The organism is Labrys sp. F242, from assembly GCF_057813875.1.
On the sequence record NZ_JBVASG010000001.1, the window covers coordinates 2,911,475 to 2,930,757 of the forward strand.

Sequence of the window (19,283 nt, forward strand, 5' to 3'; positions counted from 1 at the left end):
GGAGGCGAGCCACCCACAAACCCTCAAAAATGGTAGTTCACGCCGAGCCGCACCGTATGAAAGGCGGTGCTGATCTTGGTGTGGTAGAGCATGTAGTCATTGTAGGCAGGTGGCGTGGCATTCGGCCAATATTCATTGGCGTGGGCCTTCTGATCGCCGAAATCGAGATATTGATATTCGAGCTTTGCGGTCCAGTTCGGCGCAAAAGCGTATTCCATGCCGGCGCCGAGCACATAACCGGCCTTGGTCTCGCTCTTGGAGACATGGCCGGCGTAGTGGAACCCTCCGGAGCCGACACCGCCATCGATGAAATCGGACTGGCTCTTGATGCCGCCATAGGCAAGGCCACCCGTGACATAGAACAGGAAATCGCCATAGGCGTAACCGAGACGCGGACGCAGCGTGCCGAACCATTGCGCCTTGGTGCGGTTGCGATAGCTGTAATAATAGCCGGGACTGTTGCCCCAGGGCGCCTTCCAGGGCTCAAACTGGCCACGGGCTGTGTCCTCGACGCCGCTGACGTCGATATCGGTCTCCAGGCCGACGACGAAGGCGCCATATTGCAGATTATAACCGAGCTGGCCACCCCCGAAGACCCCTGAAGGCGAGACTTTGCCCGCCTTGCTGCGCCATTGCACCTCGTTGTTGCGCGAGATGCGGGCGATATCGACATCCTGGCCCGCGCCAAAGCCGTAACCGGCATGCAGACCGGCATAGAAGCCCGTCCAACTCGGCGCCTCCAAGGGAACCGCGGGCTCGACAACGGCCGGCGCCAGATCGGCCGCCCCCGCAGTCTCCACCGTCCCCAATGCCGCGACCAGCGCGGCTATCCCCACCCAAACACGCATTGCCTGCCCCACCGAGCTCATTCCTGACGCGTGGTGATAGCGGCGGATGGATGAAGACCGAATGTCAGAATTCTGAAGTTTTCGTGAACGTAATTTCAATAAGATTCAAGTAAAAATGCAACTCAAGATTGCGCTTAAATTCCTCGAATTCTTAAGGAAAAGCGACAACAGATACCGCCGTCATTTTGAATCCTGAACCCCCTTCAGCATTATCTCGTACAGAGGATCACCACCATCGAGGAAAAGTCGCCCCCGGGCCTCAACGCAGCAGCGAGGCGAAGCCGCACCGTCTCGCCGGCCGCCGGATGTCGCCATCGAGTGCACCGACTCGTATGGCAACAGCCAGATCATAGGGCATCTCATCGTCTTCCAGCACGAAGGCCTCGGCGGCGACCTCCCGGAAGCTGAGCCGCCCCGCCATGATCTCAACCCTGGAGCTTATGACGGCCTGCGCAATCGCACGGGCGGAGCGGTCGATCGCCAGCACATGGCCATCGCCGATGCGCGCCGCCATAGCCCGCCGCCAGTGCACCCGGCCCACAACCAATCTCCAACACGCGCAGGCCCGGTCGCGCGGTAAGGCCTCGAGAATAAGGCGCAGCCGCTCAGAGAGCTTGCTCGCCATCGTCGTCCTAGGGCAGCGCCTTGACGAAATCGCTCCAGGCGCAGAAGCCGTCCTTGTCGGTGGGACACCCCTTAAGCTTCAATGTCACCCGGCGCGGTGGGTTCTTTGGCGTGAGCTTGGTGCCTTGGCGCAATTGCGCCTTGGTCTGATAGACATAGTCGAGCCGGAACAGGTCGCGATTGCCCTTGCCGTCGCGCCAGCGCTGGAACTGGATGACGCCGCCGATCGGCGTCTTCTCGTCCTGTCCCGGCAGCACATAGGGCTCGGCCTCGAGCGCAGCGAGGACGGAAGCGACATTGGAATCGTGTCCGAACAGTATCGTCACCGGCACGGCCTTGCCGGCCTCCGGCTTCACCAGGGCACCGGCGATGTAGGCCAGCATAGGGCCGGCCACGTCGCGGGCCACGGCTGGCGTGGTGAACAGAGCCTCCTGATAGCCGTTCTTGATGGCGGCGAGCGAGCGCCATTGCCCTTCGTTGCGGATCCTCCCCCAGGCGACCTCGCCGGGCGGGAAGCCCTCATAATATTGCAGGGTGAAAGCATCGACCACGGCATTGCCGAGCTTGAGCGGGCCCTTGGTGCCCGGTTCCTCGCCAGCCTTGGCGGTGAAGCTGTCGTCGCTCTTGGTCAGATCGCAGAGCTTGTCCTGCCTGCAGCTCTGCGAGGCCTTGAAGGCGAGGATGCCGTCGAGCAGCCGGTAGCCCGGCGCGAGCGGCGTCGTCTTGGCCTGCGCAACCATCGCCGTGACCGCCTGCTCGCGGAAGCCATCGCTGTCGGCACGGATGGACGGATTGAAGGTGGGATCCATCGTGCCCATCTTGTCCTGATGGTGCACGGCGACATCGCAGCCGGCAAAGGCGCCGGCGACGAAGAACTGTGCCGTCGCGACCGTGCGCTGCAGGCTGTTGGCATAGATGTGGACGCTGCCCGGCGCCGGACAGGCATCCTTGGCGATGAGGCCGTTCTCGGCCAGCCAGCCGCCGATGGAGCGGCCCATATAGGTTTCGAGAATACCGCCCTTGACCGTGAGATTGCCGCCAGGCACCTCCCATTCCGGCCATTTCCTCTCGGTGACCTTGGCGAGCGCACTGCCGCTGTTGGCCAGCGGCGCGCGCAGATTGTGCCGGCTGAGCATCAGCACCTGCTCGAGCTTGTAGCCTTCAGGTACCGGCTCGGCCAACGCCGGCGTCGCCAAAAAGGCGCAAGCCATCGCGGCCAGTAGAGCGACATGTCGTGCAATCATGGCGATTCATCCCCCTTGCCCACCTCCATCAGTGGCACAGGCGGAGGAGATTGTCGCCTCGCCGCAAAGTGCCGTCTCCTATTTCACGGTCAGATCAACCTCATAGCTTTCGTAGCGACTGGTATATTCAAGCACATTTGGCGCAATGCGCCAGGAAACGCCGAAGCTGTCGCCCCCTGCATAGTTGCCGGCCGGCTGGTAGATGACCCAGGGCGCAGTGACGTTGGTTCCGGCGCAGACCCCGAACGATGCCGGCAATTTAACGCTGACCTTGGCGATCCTGGCCGCGCCGTGCTGGGGCTGACGTTCGATCCGCACATCATGCAGGGGGTATACGCCGCAGGTTTCCCGCGCCAGCCCGAACAAAGGCACCACCGGCATCGGCTTGCCATGGGCAACGGTCCGGACGATGGTACCAGCATCGGCCGGCACCGTGTCGGCAAGCAAGACCGCCGCCGCACTTGCTGCGGCAAAACAGAAAACAGATGCATGTTTCATGAATGATACGCCCCTTTGACTGGGGTGATCCGACCATAAAACCCAATATTGTCAAGCTAGAACGCTATAAATAACTCCGGAAACCATAGCGATATCTTGAATTTATTGGAAGACGAAAACAAAAGGTAGAAATATACCTTATAAACTAAAAACCAAAATACTTTCCCTTGGAGTACACAAAACAAACCGGCCACAGCAGCCACTCCAATGGTTTGAGAAGACTGTCTGCCTGTCTGTTCTAGAGGGGACAGAAGCTCTTCGAAGATCAAGGTAATATGGCCCAATGACAAAGCCTGAATTCAGTGGGACGAAATAGGCGGCTATGAACCGACATCGCAGGAATACCCTCATCCTGATGCTGGCTGGAGCAATGGCCGTCATCGGCACAGCCGCGCCGGCCGCAATTCCCGACATGTCGCAGGCTGCCCTCACCGCCGAGGCCGATCTCATCCTCACGGGCCGCTTGGTGGCCGCCACCGCCGCCAAGAAGGTGCCGGAATGGGTGAAAAGACGCGATGACATTTCCTTTTTCGAAAGAGGCGCATTCGTCGACGAAGTCTTCACGCTGACGATCGAGGTCGGCACGGTGGAGAAGGGATCGCGCGCACTCACCGGCCAACGCATCGAGGCGCAGGGTTGGCGTGCCTATGGACGACCTTCGGGCTGGGCCGGACCGGGCGGCACCATCCGTGACCTCCCGGCTGACGGGACACGCATCAAGGTCTGGCTGAAGCAAGAAGAAGGCCGCTGACAATTGCTGTCCCCATCCGGGCTGGCCCCAGCGCCCTGATATCCCAAGGCTCATCGATATCGATGGCTGTCGGAAACACCCACCGGCAAGCCGGGGGTGTTGTCCTTCAGCGCAGGGTTACCCCGCGCGCTTTCGCCCAGCGCTTCAGCATCTGGTCCTCTTCCGGCCTGGCGAGCCGGTTGGCAAAACCCCGGATCTGAATGGCGACATGCTGACGATCGAGTTCGATGGTCAGCAGGCGCTCCACGCCTCCTGTCACACGGCGGCGCAGCGACCAGATAGAGGCATTGCCGGTGAGGCACTTATTGGCATAGCCCGAGACGCAGTGATGCATGGCGCGGCTCTCGGTTAGTAGATCGGCGCCGGTCTTGAGCTGCACCACCAGGATCTCTTCCCTGCGGTGCGGGGCTTCCTTGGTCGAAGGCTGCCAGGACCAATCGGCCAAAGCCGCTCCCTGCCAGCGCCCGCCATCCGACGATTTGCCATCGCCATTGGCGGCCGGTAGCCTTGCTTGCGCGGCATGGCGCTGCGCCATTCGCCGGATCTGGTCCAGTTGGGCCAGTTCACGGTGCCACTCCCGCATCTGCCGCTGTAGCGAAGCGGGCGTACGGCCCTTCAGGCTGTAGCGCCGGTCCGCCCGGAAGCGGGCCGAGAGGAAATCGCAGAGGTCGTCGATCTCCTCCAGCGGCAGCGGATGCACGCAGAAGAAGCGCGCGACCTCGCGCCAGAAGACATGCGCCTTCTGCGTGCGCTGGGTTGCAGCGATCTTCGAGCGGGCGATACGCAGCGCCACGCCGACATCGTCGGTGTAGGAACGGGCGATCGCCTGCCAGAGAGCCGCCTCGAAGGAGAGCTCCGCCGGCGGATTGAGGAAGGCATGTACCTCCTTGCGGGAGAGCCAGTCCTTCGCGCACTCCTTGTAGAGCGAGCCGCCCTGGGCCGCCACGAGATACCAGCGCTTGCGCTCTTTCACATCGGACACCTCCAGGCCGGCAGGACCAGACCAGACGTGTTCGAGCGGAGCGGGCACCGGATAACGGGCGAAGAGATAGCGGGCCGCCGCCAGCCGCAGGCGCGCGGGATCGCGTGTCTTCAACTGCGGTCGCCATTCTCCGGGATCGCGCAGCATGGCGCTGGACAGGCCAACCCGTACTGCTGCGATTGCCTCGCTCAGGGGAGAAAAGCACTGCGCCTGCCGCGCGCGGGCGCGCAACGTGGCCTCATAGGCCGCGATACGTTCGCGCTCGGCATCCTGCCGGCGCTGAATCATGGAACGTGCCATGGTCGTTCAACCTGATGGACATATGGACAGCCGGACGCAATGCGGGCGCCGGCACGAAACGTGACGTTCCCTGTTGCGATCTCATGGCTGTTCTCCCTCGGGTCGAACGGTTGCGGGGCGCGCTCTCTAATCCCGACCGCTCGTGGACGCAAGAGCCCATGTCGCCATCGGACCATTTCATGCCGTCCTGTGGCATTGCTGCATCGAGGGCAGCAGGCTTCGGGCCCGCTTGCTTCCCAAAGCGGCCTCATCTGCCTATACACGACCGCAGTGCTCGGTCCAGGCAAGGAGCCTACAATGACCCCTTCGCTTTCAAAGCCCCGCATGCGGCCTCAGGCTGGGACATTGGCCGCGACCTTGGTCCTTGGCCTCGTGCTGGGCCTGCCAAACACGTCTTCAAGCAAGGCTGGCGACGTGACAGACAAGGCCTTGATGCTGTTCCGGGACGCCTGCCTTGCCACGGCGCCAGCCTTCGACAGGGCGATGGCAGCAGCCAAGAAACATGGCATCAAACCCCAGATGGATCTCGGGGCCAGCCTGGTCGGCATGGCCCCTGACGGCAGCTACTCCCTGCAGGTGCGCGGCAAGAAGGAATGTGCCGTCACGGCCGAGAAAAGTGCCGACCCGGCTGTGGCCGAGCAATTTCGCAGCGTAGTCGCTACCGCTGCGGGCGTACCCGCCGCCAGCCTGACCAGCGACGGCCCGATCCAGATCACGATGCGGGGCCAGACCTATGTGGTCCGCCACGATCGCAAAGGCGGCGAGGCCTATGTCATCATGAGCACGGCGGGTTTGTGAGGAGACCGAGACACTATTGGTCCGAAGTCGAATGCAAAGACCTTTGTAATCTCCAGCACAATCGTTCTGCCTCGCATCCGAGGTCCCGGTACAATCGGCGGCATGGATAACGTTACGTTACCGTGCTATCGATGATGCCCTGCCGGAATTGTCTCATCATGCAGCGAAACCCCATGATCAAATACGGTATCGCAGCCTTGCTTGTGTTCGGCGCAACCGCCGTCCAGGCTCAGACCTGTTCTTCCAATTTCACCGTTTCCGGCGGACTCGCCCCGGCGATCTCGACATGGGATGTCTTTCCCGGCTTGAGCCCCGCCACGGCGATCGACAATCTGACGCGCACGGCGCATCTCAACAGCTACTGGGTCGGCATCAAGGTGAACCGCCGGCTCGGCCTCCTCACCGCACTCAATGATGGCGCCCGTAACGGACGGGTCCAGGAAGTCAAGATGGCCGCCCGCAAGCGCGGCAACGCCACGCGGGTCGACTACACCATGATCCTGAATCCGGGCCAGATACCAGGTCCCGACTTCCGCTCCGATGTCTGCCGTATCATCCGCTCCGCAGCCGGAGGCTGAGCGCCAGGCCGCTGCCAACCGTAGCGACATCAGGGCGTCTGGGCCTCGTAGACGAACAGGGTCGACTTGTCGTCATCCGGCATGAAATAGGCTCGCAGCCCGCCGTCCCTGGTTTCGATGAAGGCCGGATTCTGCGTCATCGGCAAGCCCGAGGGGGCCCAGAGTTCAACAGGCACCTGCCAGACCGGCCGGTTGTCCTTGAGATCGACCAGTTCGAGCCCCCCTAGCCGGAAGGACGCGGCGTCCGGCGCAACCTTGTAGGCGTTCAGCCCGGAACAGAGCATGCGCGAACCACCGGCATAGTGGCAGTCCTGATAGTCGATATATTGGGCCGGGTTCATCACCCGCAGCGTCTCCGGGCGGGCATCGGCATTGGTGACCTTGCCGTCTGTGCCAAGCGGCCAGGCATAGAAGCGCCGCGATCCCCAGCTCACGCCATGCAGGGAGTTGCGCTGCGTGTCATGGACGATGCCACCGACATGATCCTTGAAGCGAAACACCTCGACGGCCTTCATGGTCGCGGGATCGACCTTGTAGATGATCGACTGGCTGTTGGGCCGATATTCGGCCACCGGCACCCAGATGAACTTGCCGTCGAAATCGATGCCGCCGGGGTGATAGATGCTGCCCTCCCCCAGCTTGAGGTCGGCCAGCAGCCTGCCATCCTTGGAGATGCGGAACAGATGCCCCTCGCCCTCGCCGGTATCGCGGTCATACCCCTCGCGCGGCGAGGGGTATTTGGTGGTCGGCTTGATGATGTTCACCGACGACACGAAGAAATCATCACCGATCATGACCATGCCCTGCGGATGGAAAGTCGGGAAGGCGATGGGGATGGCCGCCACCTGTTTCCAGGCAGTCCCCCGCGTGAGCCTGTTCACGCGTTCGGCGAGCCCAAGCTCACCCGCCGAGACCACGCTCGGCAACAGCGTCAGCGCGGCGAGAACGGCGGCAATCTTGATTCGGATCATCACAATATCCTCCCTGGCGCCTGCCTTACTGCACGCCCCTAACGTTGATGTGACCGCTGCGCTGCTCAGTAGATCGTCTGGCGCAGACGTTCGGGATAGGCCTTGTCATAGGCCTCGCCGTCGAAATCACCCTTGGTAATCGTGCTCAGGATCTGGCCCATACTCGGCAGCTGCGACCGCGAGATCTGCGTCGAAGGATCCCACAGCTTCGAACGCACCAGCGCCTTCTGGCATTGGGTGTAGATCTCGTCCACCGTGACGATGATGACGCTGCGCGGCGCCTTGCCTTGCATGGCGAAGCTGGCGCACAGGTCCGCATCGGTCGAGATCACGGCACGGCCGACCACGCGCAGCGTCTCGCCGATGCCCGGGATCATGAAGAGGAGGTGGACGCGCGGATCCTCGATGATGTTGCGCAGCGAATCCAGCCGATTATTGCCGCGCCTGTCCGGAATGATCAGCGTCTTGGCATCGGCGACGCGGACGAATCCGGCCGGATCCCCGCGTGGCGAGCAATCGACGCCGGACGGCCCCACCGAGGCCAGCATCATGAAGGGCGAAGCCTGGATGAAGGCGTGATACTGGTCGGACACATGATCCAGCACCTTGATGCGGGCGGCCGGCTGCACCGGTTCGCTGTAGAGCGTCTCGAGCTCGGCGATGGTTGTGATCAGCGACATCAGGAACTTCCGTTCTTTCGACTGCGGCAGGCGCCGCAGCCCCTCGTTTCAATAGGTTCGCCAAAGACCCGGCGTGGCGAATTCCAGCATATGGCCGTCAGGATCACGGAAATAGACGCTGTCTCCCCCCGCCTGCCAATGGGTACGTCCTTCCACGGCGACGTCATGCACCGCCAGGCGCGCCTCCCAGTCCGCCAGTTCGTCGGCGCCGATGGCAAAGGCGACATGGATGCGCCCCACGGCATCATGGCCCGGTATGGTACCGACCGGCGATGTCATGTCCTGAGCGGAGGCTCCCCGCTTGAAGACGAGCAGCACGCTGGCACCGCCCACGTCATAGGCGTAGAGCCGCTCCATCTTAAGCAAGGGCGGGAGCTGCAGCACCGTCTCATAGAAGCGCGCGGCACGATCGAGATCGTCGACATAGATGGCGGTTTCGAGGATGCGGTCGAGCTTGGGCATGTGATTCTCCTGCGACAGCCGAAGAGGATCCGCGCCTCCGCCTCCCGCTTCGCATCATCGGCCCGGAAGGCAGACAATCAAGACAGCCAGCAATCTGTCAACCTCATGATCGCACTGAATGAGGGTGCCGTCACTTGACCGTGATCTCGATCTCCATTTGGTTGGGAACGAACCGCACATTGTCGGTATGCGAGGGGGCCATCCAGGTGACTGTCACGTGGTCGACACCCGTGAAGGCACCGGCGGACTTGTAGACGACGACAGGTGCCTTGGTCGTGGTACCGGCACACACACCGGTATCCTTGCCCAGTTTTGTCGTCACGGTCACAAGTTGCGCAACACCATGCGTCGGGCCCGATGCAATGCGAATATCCCTGACAGGAAAGACTTCGCAGGTACCGGCACCATAGGAGCCCATGGCCAACAGGGGATACGGCTTACCGCGGGGTACCGTTACTTGCCTGGAACCCGCATAGGCGAAAGACGGCATCGCGGCAACGCCGATGGCGATACCGCAAAGTAGTTTCTTTACTTTTTTCATGTGAAAAACTTTTAAATCTGAAGACTATTGGAGCAGGCAAGCCAACATATCGCCGACCATCCCGCAAATCTATACGCGATTCAATTTGGGATTCTCAATCGGGTCGCGCCATCAAAAAGATGAACCTTGCCGGGATCGACAGCAAACTGCATATGGTCGCTGATGGTGTGGTCCATGCCGAGCGCGACAACCAGAGGCTGCTCGCCGATGTCCCCGTGCACCAAGCGATGAGCTCCCAGCTCCTCGACATAACGCAGCTTCACGGGCAGGCTTCCCGGCGACGGTGTTGCGACCGGCTGCAGGTCCTCGGCTCGCAGGCCGACCAGGACCTCCCCCGGCACCGTACGCGGCAAGGCCAGCCGAGCTTCCCCGAGGATGAGCGTATTCCCCTCGCCGCGCCCCTTCAGGACGTTCATGGCAGGCGAACCGATAAAGCCGGCCACGAAGGTGGAAGCCGGATTGCGATAGATTTCCAGCGGGGCGCCGATCTGCTCGATCGCGCCACCATTCAGCACCACCAGCACATCGGCCAGGGTCATCGCTTCGAGCTGATCATGGGTGACATAGATCGAGGTCGTGCCGAGGCGCTGCTGCAGCTGCTTGATCTCACCACGCATCTGCACGCGCAGCTTGGCATCGAGGTTGGAGAGCGGCTCGTCGAACAGGAAGGCAGCGGGCTGGCGCACGATGGCACGGCCCATCGCCACACGCTGGCGCTGGCCGCCGGAAAGCTGGCGCGGCTTGCGCTTGAGCATGTCGTCGCTGAGTTCGAGAATGCGGGCGGCTTCCTTTACCCGCTGGCTGATCTCGCCCTCGGCAGTTCTGCGGTTGCGCAGGCCATAGGCCATATTGTCGAAGACCGACATATGCGGATAGAGCGCGTAATTCTGGAAGACCATGGCGATGTCCCGGTCCATCGGCTCGATCTCGTTGACCCGGCGTTCGCCGATATGGACGTCGCCCGACGAGATCCGCTCCAGCCCCGCCACCATGCGCAGCAAGGTCGACTTGCCGCAGCCGGACGGGCCGACCAGCACGCAAAAGCCGCCATCGGGCACCGTGAAGCTCACTCCCTTCACCGCTTCGAAGCCGTTGTCGTAGATCTTCTTGACGTTGTTCAGAACGACTTGCGCCATCGGTTACTCACTTCTCGGTCTCGACCAGGCCCTTGACGAAGAGCTTCTGCATGACGACGACCACCACTACCGGCGGCAGCATGGCGAGGATCGCGGTCGCCATGGCGATCTGCCATTCGGTCAGGGCGTCCTGGGTGGTGATCATCTTGCGGATGCCGATGACGATGGTCTGCATCGAATCCTGGGTGGTGATCAGCAGGGGCCACAAATACTGGTTCCAGCCATAGATGAACTGGATCACGAACATCGCCGCGATCGAGGTTGTTGACAGTGGCAGCACGGTATCCTTGAAGAATTTCAGCGGGCCGGCCCCATCGATCTTAGAGGCTTCCAGCAATTCGTCGGGAATGGTCATGAAGAACTGGCGGAACAGCAAGGTCGCCGTCGCCGAGGCGATCAGCGGCAAGGTCAGGCCGGCATAGGTATCGAGCAGGTGGAGATCGGAGACGATCTTGTAGGTCGGGTAGATGCGCACTTCCACCGGCAGCATCAGCGTGATGAAGATCAGCCAGAAGGCGAACATGCGGAAGCGGAAGCGGAAATAGACGATGGCAAAGGCCGAGATCAGCGAGATCACGATCTTGCCCACCGCGATCGCCACCGCCATGATCAGGCTGGTGGTCAGCATGGTGAGCACCGGCTCGCGCGTGGCGCCCTGCGTACCGTGGAACAGGGTCTGGGTATAGTTCTTGATCAGATCGGGGCCCGGCAGCATGCCCATCTGCCCATTGGCGATGGTGGTGGCATCATGGGTCGAGGCCACGAAGGCCAGCCAGACCGGAAAGGCCAGAACCAGCACGCCGAGGATCAGGATGGCATGCGGTAAAAGATTTCCGAAGCGGCGGTTCTCAACCATGCGCCGCTCCTCCGGATGGCATCGAGAAACGGGGCATCAATAGGTCACCTTCTTCTCGATGAAGCGGAACTGCAGGGTCGTCATCGCGATCACCAGGATCAGCAGGATCACCGACTGTGCCGCCGAGCCGCCGAGATCGCCGCCAAGCTGGCCGTCATTGAATACCTTGAATACCATGGTGGTGGTCGCCGCGGCCGGGCCACCATGCGTCACCGCGTCGATGATGCCGAACGTGTCGAAGAAGACGTAGACGATATTGATCACCAGAAGGAAGAAGGTCGTCGGCGAGAGCATCGGCAGGATGATGGTCCAGAATCGGCGCGCCGGGCGTGCGCCGTCGATGGCGGCCGCCTCGATCAGCGATTTGGGGATCGACTGCAACCCCGCCAGGAAGAACAGGAAATTGTAGGAAATCTGCTTCCAGGTCGCCGCCAGCACGACCAGGATCATGGCGTGCTGGCCGTCGAGCAGCGGGTTCCAGGCCACGCCGATTTGGCCAAGGCCGCGCGCCACTAGGCCGAGCGAGGGCTGGAACATGAAGAGCCAGAGCACGCCGGCCACAGCCGGCGCTACCGCATAGGGCCAGACCAGCATGGTACGGTAGAAGGAGGCGCCCTTGATCTTCTTGTCGGCCTGCACAGCCAGGATCAGCGCGAGGCCGAGCGAGAGCACAGCGACCAGAATGGCGAAGACCATGGTGACGCCCACCGCCTGGTAATATTCCGGCTGGGCGAACAACAGCTGGTAGTTCTCGAACCAGACGAATTCCGAAACGGTCCCGAAAGTGTCCTCGAGGAAGAAGGACTGGCGGATCGCCTGCACCACCGGCCAGTAGAAGAAGATCAGCGTGATCGCCAATTGCGGCGCCAGCAACAGCCAGGGAAGGGTCTTGCCGGAGAAGACGGAGCGTTTTTCCATGGGCGATCCTAATGGGCCGCATCGCTACTGCCGAAAACCGGCAGCCCCTTGTCGGCACGATGCTCTAATGCTCTCGACCTTTGTCATTGCCGGGCTTGACCCGGCAATCCAGCGCCCATGTCCAGGCGGTGGGGGTGTTGGACTGGATGCCCGGGTCAAGCCCGGGCATGACAAAGCTTGGCATCTTTTCGCTGAGGCTTTTACGCCCCCTTACCGTCCGGCCGTACGGGCGAAGGTCTTCAGCATCGCATCGCCGCGACGAACGGCATCGTCCATGGCAGCCTGGGCCGATTTCTTGCCGGCCAGGGCCTGTTCGATCTCCTCGGCCCAGACATCGCGGATCTGGGCAAGATTGCCGAGGCGAAGCCCGCGCGAATTTTCCGTCGGCGCCTTGTTAGTCAGCTCCAGCACGGCGACTTCGCTGTTGGGGTCCTTGGCGTAGAAGCCCTGTTTCTTGGAGAGCTCATAGGCGGCCGGGGTGATCGGCAGATAGCCGGTCTCCTGGGCCCACCAGGCCTGCACATCGGGCTTGGACAGGTAGGTCAGGAACTTGGCGACGCCCTTGTAGGCCTCGTCCGACTTGCCGCCCATCACCCATAGCGAGGCTCCGCCAATGATCGAATTCTGCGGAGCTCCCTGCACATCGGGATAATAAGGCATCGGCGCCACCGAATATTTGAACTTGGCGTTGGCCTTGACGTTGCCCAGGAAAGCCGACGAAGTCAGGAACAACGGGCATTCGCCCGACGTGAAGCGCCCCTCGCCCTGGTTGGTACGGCCGGAATAGTCGAAGGTCTTGTCCTTCTGGGCCTCGATCAGATTCTCCAGATGCTTGACCACCAGCGGATTGTTGATCTTCAACTCGGTATCGAAGCCATCGAGGCCGTTGGCCTTGGTCGAGAGCGGTACGTTGTGCCAAGCCGACAGTTCCTCGATGTTGGCCCAGGTTGTCCAGCCCGTCGAAATGCCGCAAGTGGCATAGCCGGCCGCCTTCAGCTTCTTGGCCGCCTCGAAGGCCTCAGGCCAGGTCTTGGGCGCGGCCGCGAGATTGGCCTTCTTCAAGGCATCCTCGTTGACCCACATCACCATGGTCGAGGAATTGAAGGGGAAGGACAGCATCTCGCCCTTGGCATTGGAATAATAGCCGGTCACGGCGGGCAGATAGGACTTCTGGTCGAAGGGTTCGTTTGCGTCCTTCATCAACTGGTAAACGGGCTTGATAGCGCCCTTGGCGGCCATCATGGTTGCCGTACCGACTTCGAAGACCTGCAGGATATCAGGCGCATTACCAGCCCGGAACGCGGCGATGCCGGCATTCATGGTATCGGCATAGGAGCCCTTATAGGCGGGAACGATGCGGTAGTCGCTCTGGCTGGCATTGAAATCATTGGCCAGCTTGACGATGCGATCATTATTGGCACCCGTCATCGCGTGCCACCATTGTATGTCGGTGGCTGCCAGGGCCCCGGTGGATACACCGGCAAACAGAACCGTGGCCGAAGCCAGAACGCTCAATTTCATGGATGATACTCCCTCACGGTGCGCCGCTTCTTGAAAAGGACGGCGTTGTTTACGGCCGGATGGTTAGCGCTTCCGTGACGGAACAATGAAGCAATTATGACAATGGAACAAGCTGGCCGCGCACGCGCCTGTCGATAGCGTGAACGGAACACCGTTTTCCGCCTTCGCAACGATCGCCAGCTTTCTGATCCCATCGGCAAGTCGCTCGTTGCCGCCCGGCTGTTTCGAGGCTAAGCAACTGGACACCAGAGCGTCAGGCAGCTTCCTCCTGATCGAGCCACGGGCTTGGTCAGGAGGAAGCTGCAGGATTTCAAACGCTTGAAGAATTTCCCGATATTGCCCATTCGTAGGCAATATCGGGAAATTCTGCCCAGGGAGGCTCCATGCCGTCGATCGTCATCGCCCAAGGGGGCGGCCCCACCGCCGTGATCAACCAGACCCTCGCCGGCGCCGTCGTCGCCGCCCGCCGGCACGACCCGTCGCTGCGCATCCTAGGCGCCCGTCATGGCGTGCGGGGTCTGACGCGCGGTGATCTGGTCGATCTTACGGCGCTCTCCGAAACCGATCTCGAACGCCTGGCCCGCACGCCCAATTCGGGGCTCGGCTCGACACGCGACAAGCCCGACCCCGCCTATTGCCAGACCATCCTGCAGGCGCTGGAAAAGCTCGATGCCCGCGGCTTCATCTATATCGGCGGCAACGACACCGCCGGCACGCTCGACCTCCTGCGCCAGCAATCGACCGGCTCCTGCAGTTTCGTGCATGCCCCCAAGACGATCGACAACGACCTGATGGAGAACGACCATGTGCCGGGCTTCATCTCGGCGGCGGCCTTCGTCGCCAATGCCTTCGTCAGCATGGATCTCGATTTCCGGGCAATGCCGGGCATTTATGTCGCCATCGTCATGGGCCGCCATGCCGGCTTCCTCAGCGCCGCTGCGGCCGGCTGGCAGCAGGCGCCGGAGGAGGCCCCCCATCTGATCTACACGCCGGAAAAGTCCTTCTCGGTCGAGCAATTCCTCAACGACGTCGATGCCGTCTACACCCGCGTCGGCCGCTGCATCGTATCGATGTCGGAAGGCGTGCAGGACGAAACCGGGCGGCCGCTGGCCGAGGCGCTCGCCGCCGGCACGGTCGAGCGCGACGCCCATGGCAATGTGCAACTCACCGGTGGCGATCTCGGTATCGAGATCCAGAAGGCCCTCAAGCAGCGCTTTCCCAAGGCCCGCGCCCGTGTCGACACGCTGGGTTACCTGCCGCGCGGCTATCTCGGCATCATCGACGAGACCGATGCGAAAGAAGCCTTCGAGGCGGGCGCCTTTGCGGCGCAGAGTGCCTTCACGGGCTCCGGGTCGGTGGTGCTGCATTATGACGGCAAGCACACCGCGCCGCGCATCGTATCCCTCGACCAGGTTGCCGGGCGCACGCGTCACATGCCCGACAGCTTCTTTACCGGATCCAATGCCATTTCCGAGGAAGGCCGGGCCTATTTCCGCCGCCTGCTGCCGCGACGGCCGGACATCTTCACGCCCTATGTATAAGGGAGATACGCCCTCCCCCCGATGGGTCTCCACCCTTACGCCTGCGGCCAGCGCTCCAGCGCTTCCCGGCCCGCAGGCGTCAGGCCGTAAATGCCTTTCTCGACCCGTTCGAACCAGCCATAGACATTGCCTTTCAGGATTCTCGGAGCATCGGGCACCGATTTGGTAAGGTCGCGCCGACGCTGCGGCGCCATGACCAGGGCAGCGGCGCAGGCAAGCGCCTGCTGGCGATAGGCTGTCATCTGCGGCGTGCGGGTGGAGCCTCCGAGGACGGGATCGCCCTGGCGCTTGCGATGCTCCCTCAGGAGACGGGAGCGGCGCTTGGGGTCGCGGCGCGGGAACGGCGCCTCGGGCGTAACGATGATCTGCACCTCGTCACGCTCGGACACGCCCAGCAGGCCGAAGCCAAGCCGCCGGCAGAGATTGCGGAAGCGGGAGTCGCTTTCCCGCCCCTTGCCCCGGGCGGAGAGACGGGCTGCCAGCCAGACCTCGTCGCAGGCCCCGGCCCGGTCGACGCCCTGCAGCACCAGTTCCAGGTTGAAGCTCTGCTTGAGTTCGCAGATCACCACCACCGGCGGGTCGCCCTCGCGCAGGGCAAGGACATCACAGCGGCCGATCTCGCCCTTTACCGCGAAATCAAGCGATTCCAGGAAGGTCTTGATGGGCAGATAAAGTGAGGTCTCCAAGGCCGTCCCTCACTGCAGTCCAACAGGATCGACAATGCCCGACTTGCAGCCCTGATCAGTCGGCGAGGCAGCGGCGATCAGATCGGTGAGCTTGGCACCATCCTTGACCTCGCCGCGCAGGCCGATGGTCATCTCCACGATGATTCGCCGGTTGCCGGCCCGCTTGCAGGCGAAACGCACCCGCTCGCCGGCACCCACACCGAAGCCCTGGTCGAAGGCGCTGCGGATCTCGCCGGTATCGATTTCCTTGCCGATATTGTCGGCGAAGAGCTTTTGCACCGGTGAGGCGTTGATCTCGCCGATCAAGGCCACCGAACGGCGGAAATAGGCGTCGGCCGATTTCTCGAAGAAGCAGGTGCCATGCTCGATCCATTCGTGGCGATCGAGGAAGGAGGCCGTGCCGGGCATGGCCTTCTCCAGGGCGGTACGCGTCGCTGGTTCGAGCTGAGGCGCCGGCAGATCCTCCCAGCGATGCGCCTTGTCGGCCTCGACATCGCGTTGCGCCACACCGCAATAGGCATTGCCGCGCGGCTGCGGCCAGAGGCCGTGCAGGGTGAAATGGCTTGCGTCATAGCGGTCGACGGTTTGCGTGCGACACTCGGTCTTTTCGGGCAGCCCCTCGCAAAAGGCGGCCTGCCAGCTGACGGCGAAGACATAGGAAGCCCCACCCGCCGACGTTACCGGACCGGTTTTGGCTGCGCCGGGCGCGATCGCACTGCCGTCCGCCGCTTTCACCTCACCGCAGGAGACCGGCACCCAGCGTTGCGCAGGCTGCGCATCCTCCACCTCGACGCGATAGAAGGTCGGCTGGGGCTTGTTGCCGGCAAGCAGCCTGTAGCTCTGCGCGGGCACGAGCTTGACGTTGCCGGGATTGGTCTGCTTGCGGATGGACTGGAGGGCCGCGCAGGCCTCTCGCGCCGTGAAAGTTCCCGCCATCGTTTCATCGGCCTTGACCGGCGCGAAAGGAACCAGGATCGAAACGGCCAAGGCCGCAAGCCAGCTTTTGTGCATGCAATCCTCCAGAGCAGAACGCGCTTCGACGGAAACGACGTTTTGCCCGCACTTCCTGTTCGATGCGTCCTTACGATTCTGGCGATTACGCCCAACCACAAGACGCCTCAGGCTCTATCGCGAGCCACCTGTGGCCCGCCCCCTCGCCGAGGAATAAAGCATAGGGCTGAACAGAAACCTACCGGGGTATGGCATGGCGCATGGCTGCACGCGATTTAGGCATCGAATGCAGCGCCGTCAGCCACACTACCGCACTGCGGTAACCCCCTCTAAACCATGCGAAAATAGCATGACCGGCATACCGCTTTGCACGTGCGATTCTGCACAAATTTCACCACGATTCGCCTATATACACGCCAGCAAGTGAGCTACTCTTTTTTGGAACCACTCCCGTGACGACCGTCGCTTTCATCAATGCCATCACCACCCGCCTCGTCGCCTATCGCAACCGCCGTCGCCTCGCGACCGTGCGCCGCGAATTGAGCTACCGCGACCTGCTGGATCTGGGTATCTATCGCGGCCATATCGACCGCGTCGCCAGCGCCGAGAACGAGGCGATCTGACCTCGCTCCCCGGTTTGGGCTTGCATGCCTCCTATCGATAGTCCGATCGCGATCCTGGCCATCCCGGATCGCGATTTTGTTTTCAGGGACCGGGCTTCCATCTTGAACCATTTCTTTCCCGCTCCCTGGCCGCTTTCATTGCGTTGGCGTGATGAATATCATCACGAAGTTTTATAATTGACGATGCGTCTCGATATTCCCCGATTGATGACATTCGGCTAAAACGGTTTAGCGGGCGGCTCCCGCATCTCTTCCCATCGACCGCATAGCCCAGCGGAACCAGGCCTGATCGGCCTTGGCGTGCGCCAAGATGCCGATTTTTCGTGCCGCAACAAAGGGATAGCCTGCGTTTGCACCCCGCGTGCCACCGCGGGTCTAGCACTGACGTATGGACGCCAAAGCAGCCACCTTGCCCCCCTCAGGTGTTTTCAGCCCCGAGCGGACGGCCTATTCGATTCTCATGGCGATCAGCGTCTCGCATTGCCTCAACGACACCATCCAGTCGTTGATTCCCTCGATCTACCCGATGCTGCGCGACAACTATGCCCTCAGCTACACCCAGATCGGCTTGATCACGCTGGCCTTCCAGCTCACGGCGTCGCTGCTGCAGCCCTTCGTCGGCCTTTATACCGATCGCCGCCCCCTGCCCTATTCGCTCACCGTCGGCATGGGCCTCAGCCTCGTCGGCCTGGTGCTTCTGGCCTATGCCCAGAACTACACCACGGTCCTGATCGCCGCGATGCTGGTCGGCACCGGCTCATCCGTCTTCCACCCCGAATCCTCGCGGGTGGCGCGCATGGCCTCCGGTGGCAAGACGGGCCTCGCCCAGTCTGTCTTCCAGGTCGGCGGCAATCTCGGCACCTCGATCGGGCCGCTGCTGGCCGCCTTCATCGTGTTGCCCTATGGCCAGCATTCGATCGCCATCTTCTCGGTGATCGCCTTGCTCGCCATGTTCATCCTGTGGAATGTCGGCAATTGGTATGCTGCCTATCGGCGCCATACGGCGGGCACCAAGGCCAGGGCCGTGCCGGCAGTGGCCTCGCTGTCGCGCGGCCGTGTCATCGCCTCGCTGGTAGTCCTGCTGGCGCTGGTCTTCTCCAAATTCTTCTACATGGCCTCGCTGTCGAGCTATTACACGCTCTATCTCGAGGATCGTTTCGGCCTGTCGCCCGAAGCGGTGCAGATGCAGCTCTTCATCTTCCTGTTCGCTGCAGCCGCCGGCACGTTGCTCGGCGGACCGATCGGCGACCGCATCGGGCGCAAATATGTGATCTGGGTCTCGATCCTGGGCGTACTGCCCTTCAGCCTGGCCCTGCCCTATGCCAACCTGACCTGGACCCCGGTTCTGGCGGTGATCATCGGCTTCATCCTGTCCTCGGCCTTCTCCGCCATCGTGGTGTTCGCGCAGGAGTTGGTGCCGGGCAAGACCGGCATGATCGCCGGGCTGTTCTTCGGCCTCGCCTTCGGCATGGGCGGCGTCGGTGCCGCAGCCCTCGGCGTTCTGGCCGATTGGACCAGCATCGAATTCGTCTACAAGGTCTGCTCCTTCCTGCCGATGATCGGGCTGTTGACCGTCTTCCTGCCCAATATCGAGCGCCCACAGCCGCAGCCCGTGGAAGCGGCCAAGGAAGTGTTTGAATAGGAAAGGCGGCTCGTCTTTTCATCCCCGACTTTCTCGATGCCGAACGGGGCTCGTTGGAGCAAAGCGTGTTCATGTGAGAACGCGCCTTGCTCCAAGTCTTTGTTTCCAAGCCAATCCGACGGATTGGCTGGA

21 protein-coding genes are annotated in these 19,283 nt (G+C 62.1%); 6 read left to right on the forward strand and 15 right to left on the reverse strand.

Features of this window, described 5'->3' with window-relative positions; all coding sequences use genetic code 11:
* Positions 1-23: 23 nt before the first annotated feature.
* The 4 genes from ACZYTC_RS13655 to ACZYTC_RS13670 form a co-directional block, all read right to left on the reverse strand.
* The gene (locus ACZYTC_RS13655) at positions 24-848 is read right to left on the reverse strand and encodes an outer membrane protein (protein WP_488989814.1); all 825 of its coding nucleotides are present in this window, start codon (positions 846-848) and stop codon (positions 24-26) included.
* Positions 849-1,107: 259 nt separating this feature from the next.
* Positions 1,108-1,362: a hypothetical protein gene (locus ACZYTC_RS13660; protein WP_488989815.1), complete on the reverse strand. Its 255-nt coding sequence runs from the start codon at positions 1,360-1,362 to the stop codon at positions 1,108-1,110.
* 118 nt (positions 1,363-1,480) lie between these two features.
* Complete coding sequence (agp, locus tag ACZYTC_RS13665) at positions 1,481-2,716, reverse strand: bifunctional glucose-1-phosphatase/inositol phosphatase (RefSeq protein ID WP_441774433.1); 1,236 nt, start codon at positions 2,714-2,716, stop codon at positions 1,481-1,483.
* Between the two features lie 78 nt (positions 2,717-2,794).
* Entirely contained in the window at positions 2,795-3,214 is a 420-nt protein-coding gene (locus ACZYTC_RS13670; RefSeq protein ID WP_434955549.1) for a hypothetical protein, read from the reverse strand.
* Positions 3,215-3,536: 322 nt separating this feature from the next.
* Between ACZYTC_RS13670 and ACZYTC_RS13675 the strand changes: the two genes are divergently transcribed.
* Entirely contained in the window at positions 3,537-3,965 is a 429-nt protein-coding gene (locus tag ACZYTC_RS13675) for a hypothetical protein (RefSeq protein WP_488989816.1), read from the forward strand.
* A 106-nt stretch (positions 3,966-4,071) separates the two neighbouring features.
* Here the strand turns inward: ACZYTC_RS13675 and ACZYTC_RS13680 are convergent, their stop codons facing one another.
* Entirely contained in the window at positions 4,072-5,247 is a 1,176-nt protein-coding gene (locus ACZYTC_RS13680; protein WP_441774435.1) for a PcfJ domain-containing protein, read from the reverse strand.
* Positions 5,248-5,544: 297 nt separating this feature from the next.
* On the opposite strand from ACZYTC_RS13680, the gene ACZYTC_RS13685 reads away from it, so the two are divergent.
* Complete coding sequence (locus ACZYTC_RS13685) at positions 5,545-6,045, forward strand: hypothetical protein (protein ID WP_441774436.1); 501 nt, start codon at positions 5,545-5,547, stop codon at positions 6,043-6,045.
* A gap of 158 nt (positions 6,046-6,203) precedes the next feature.
* The gene (locus tag ACZYTC_RS13690) at positions 6,204-6,623 is read left to right on the forward strand and encodes a hypothetical protein (RefSeq protein WP_454813236.1); all 420 of its coding nucleotides are present in this window, start codon (positions 6,204-6,206) and stop codon (positions 6,621-6,623) included.
* A gap of 29 nt (positions 6,624-6,652) precedes the next feature.
* Here ACZYTC_RS13690 and ACZYTC_RS13695 read toward each other — a convergent pair whose 3' ends face one another.
* From ACZYTC_RS13695 to ugpB, 8 genes are all read right to left on the reverse strand, one after another.
* On the reverse strand, positions 6,653-7,594 hold the full coding sequence (locus ACZYTC_RS13695; protein ID WP_488989817.1) for a DUF6454 family protein: 942 nt from the start codon (positions 7,592-7,594) through the stop codon (positions 6,653-6,655).
* A 65-nt stretch (positions 7,595-7,659) separates the two neighbouring features.
* Positions 7,660-8,274: a pyridoxamine 5'-phosphate oxidase family protein gene (locus ACZYTC_RS13700; RefSeq protein WP_434955543.1), complete on the reverse strand. Its 615-nt coding sequence runs from the start codon at positions 8,272-8,274 to the stop codon at positions 7,660-7,662.
* A 48-nt stretch (positions 8,275-8,322) separates the two neighbouring features.
* Complete coding sequence (locus ACZYTC_RS13705) at positions 8,323-8,736, reverse strand: VOC family protein (RefSeq protein ID WP_434955542.1); 414 nt, start codon at positions 8,734-8,736, stop codon at positions 8,323-8,325.
* Positions 8,737-8,866: 130 nt separating this feature from the next.
* Positions 8,867-9,277, reverse strand: a complete 411-nt coding sequence (locus tag ACZYTC_RS13710; RefSeq protein WP_488989818.1) for a hypothetical protein — start codon at positions 9,275-9,277, stop codon at positions 8,867-8,869.
* Positions 9,278-9,357: 80 nt separating this feature from the next.
* Complete coding sequence (ugpC, locus tag ACZYTC_RS13715) at positions 9,358-10,413, reverse strand: sn-glycerol-3-phosphate ABC transporter ATP-binding protein UgpC (RefSeq protein WP_454813234.1); 1,056 nt, start codon at positions 10,411-10,413, stop codon at positions 9,358-9,360.
* A 7-nt stretch (positions 10,414-10,420) separates the two neighbouring features.
* A complete protein-coding gene (gene ugpE, locus ACZYTC_RS13720) occupies positions 10,421-11,269 on the reverse strand; it encodes a sn-glycerol-3-phosphate ABC transporter permease UgpE (RefSeq protein WP_441774441.1) in 849 nt (282 codons plus the stop codon).
* Positions 11,270-11,305: 36 nt separating this feature from the next.
* Positions 11,306-12,187: a sn-glycerol-3-phosphate ABC transporter permease UgpA gene (gene ugpA, locus ACZYTC_RS13725; RefSeq protein WP_434955538.1), complete on the reverse strand. Its 882-nt coding sequence runs from the start codon at positions 12,185-12,187 to the stop codon at positions 11,306-11,308.
* Positions 12,188-12,397: 210 nt separating this feature from the next.
* Positions 12,398-13,708 carry a sn-glycerol-3-phosphate ABC transporter substrate-binding protein UgpB gene (gene ugpB, locus ACZYTC_RS13730; RefSeq protein WP_481274083.1) on the reverse strand — a complete coding sequence of 437 codons (1,311 nt, stop codon included), beginning with the start codon at positions 13,706-13,708 and terminating at the stop codon, positions 12,398-12,400.
* Positions 13,709-14,091: 383 nt separating this feature from the next.
* Between ugpB and ACZYTC_RS13735 the strand changes: the two genes are divergently transcribed.
* Positions 14,092-15,249 (forward strand): diphosphate--fructose-6-phosphate 1-phosphotransferase, encoded by a 1,158-nt coding sequence (locus ACZYTC_RS13735; protein ID WP_434955536.1) that lies wholly within the window; start codon positions 14,092-14,094, stop codon positions 15,247-15,249.
* Positions 15,250-15,284: 35 nt separating this feature from the next.
* Here the strand turns inward: ACZYTC_RS13735 and ACZYTC_RS13740 are convergent, their stop codons facing one another.
* Both ACZYTC_RS13740 and ACZYTC_RS13745 read right to left on the reverse strand, forming a co-directional pair.
* On the reverse strand, positions 15,285-15,935 hold the full coding sequence (locus ACZYTC_RS13740) for a DUF2161 domain-containing phosphodiesterase (protein WP_434955535.1): 651 nt from the start codon (positions 15,933-15,935) through the stop codon (positions 15,285-15,287).
* Between the two features lie 9 nt (positions 15,936-15,944).
* The gene (locus ACZYTC_RS13745; RefSeq protein WP_488989819.1) at positions 15,945-16,946 is read right to left on the reverse strand and encodes a ribonuclease T2 family protein; all 1,002 of its coding nucleotides are present in this window, start codon (positions 16,944-16,946) and stop codon (positions 15,945-15,947) included.
* Positions 16,947-17,338: 392 nt separating this feature from the next.
* Here ACZYTC_RS13745 and ACZYTC_RS13750 point away from each other — a divergent pair, with 392 nt between their 5' ends.
* Both ACZYTC_RS13750 and ACZYTC_RS13755 read left to right on the forward strand, forming a co-directional pair.
* Positions 17,339-17,509, forward strand: a complete 171-nt coding sequence (locus ACZYTC_RS13750; protein ID WP_434955533.1) for a hypothetical protein — start codon at positions 17,339-17,341, stop codon at positions 17,507-17,509.
* Between the two features lie 388 nt (positions 17,510-17,897).
* On the forward strand, positions 17,898-19,151 hold the full coding sequence (locus tag ACZYTC_RS13755) for an MFS transporter (RefSeq protein WP_434955532.1): 1,254 nt from the start codon (positions 17,898-17,900) through the stop codon (positions 19,149-19,151).
* Positions 19,152-19,283 lie beyond the last annotated feature (132 nt).

Bases quoted from the DNA above. Each gene is read 5' to 3' on its own strand.
- ACZYTC_RS13655 (WP_488989814.1), bottom strand. From the start codon at position 848: ATGCGTGTTTGGGTGGGGATAGCCGCGCTGGTCGCGGCATTGGGGACG.
- ACZYTC_RS13660 (WP_488989815.1), bottom strand. From the start codon at position 1,362: ATGGCGGCGCGCATCGGCGATGGCCATGTGCTGGCGATCGACCGCTCC.
- agp (WP_441774433.1), bottom strand. From the start codon at position 2,716: ATGATTGCACGACATGTCGCTCTACTGGCCGCGATGGCTTGCGCCTTT.
- ACZYTC_RS13670 (WP_434955549.1), bottom strand. From the start codon at position 3,214: ATGAAACATGCATCTGTTTTCTGTTTTGCCGCAGCAAGTGCGGCGGCG.
- ACZYTC_RS13675 (WP_488989816.1), top strand. From the start codon at position 3,537: ATGAACCGACATCGCAGGAATACCCTCATCCTGATGCTGGCTGGAGCA.
- ACZYTC_RS13680 (WP_441774435.1), bottom strand. From the start codon at position 5,247: ATGGCACGTTCCATGATTCAGCGCCGGCAGGATGCCGAGCGCGAACGT.
- ACZYTC_RS13685 (WP_441774436.1), top strand. From the start codon at position 5,545: ATGACCCCTTCGCTTTCAAAGCCCCGCATGCGGCCTCAGGCTGGGACA.
- ACZYTC_RS13690 (WP_454813236.1), top strand. From the start codon at position 6,204: ATGCAGCGAAACCCCATGATCAAATACGGTATCGCAGCCTTGCTTGTG.
- ACZYTC_RS13695 (WP_488989817.1), bottom strand. From the start codon at position 7,594: ATGATCCGAATCAAGATTGCCGCCGTTCTCGCCGCGCTGACGCTGTTG.
- ACZYTC_RS13700 (WP_434955543.1), bottom strand. From the start codon at position 8,274: ATGTCGCTGATCACAACCATCGCCGAGCTCGAGACGCTCTACAGCGAA.
- ACZYTC_RS13705 (WP_434955542.1), bottom strand. From the start codon at position 8,736: ATGCCCAAGCTCGACCGCATCCTCGAAACCGCCATCTATGTCGACGAT.
- ACZYTC_RS13710 (WP_488989818.1), bottom strand. From the start codon at position 9,277: ATGAAAAAAGTAAAGAAACTACTTTGCGGTATCGCCATCGGCGTTGCC.
- ugpC (WP_454813234.1), bottom strand. From the start codon at position 10,413: ATGGCGCAAGTCGTTCTGAACAACGTCAAGAAGATCTACGACAACGGC.
- ugpE (WP_441774441.1), bottom strand. From the start codon at position 11,269: ATGGTTGAGAACCGCCGCTTCGGAAATCTTTTACCGCATGCCATCCTG.
- ugpA (WP_434955538.1), bottom strand. From the start codon at position 12,187: ATGGAAAAACGCTCCGTCTTCTCCGGCAAGACCCTTCCCTGGCTGTTG.
- ugpB (WP_481274083.1), bottom strand. From the start codon at position 13,708: ATGAAATTGAGCGTTCTGGCTTCGGCCACGGTTCTGTTTGCCGGTGTA.
- ACZYTC_RS13735 (WP_434955536.1), top strand. From the start codon at position 14,092: ATGCCGTCGATCGTCATCGCCCAAGGGGGCGGCCCCACCGCCGTGATC.
- ACZYTC_RS13745 (WP_488989819.1), bottom strand. From the start codon at position 16,946: ATGCACAAAAGCTGGCTTGCGGCCTTGGCCGTTTCGATCCTGGTTCCT.
- ACZYTC_RS13755 (WP_434955532.1), top strand. From the start codon at position 17,898: ATGGACGCCAAAGCAGCCACCTTGCCCCCCTCAGGTGTTTTCAGCCCC.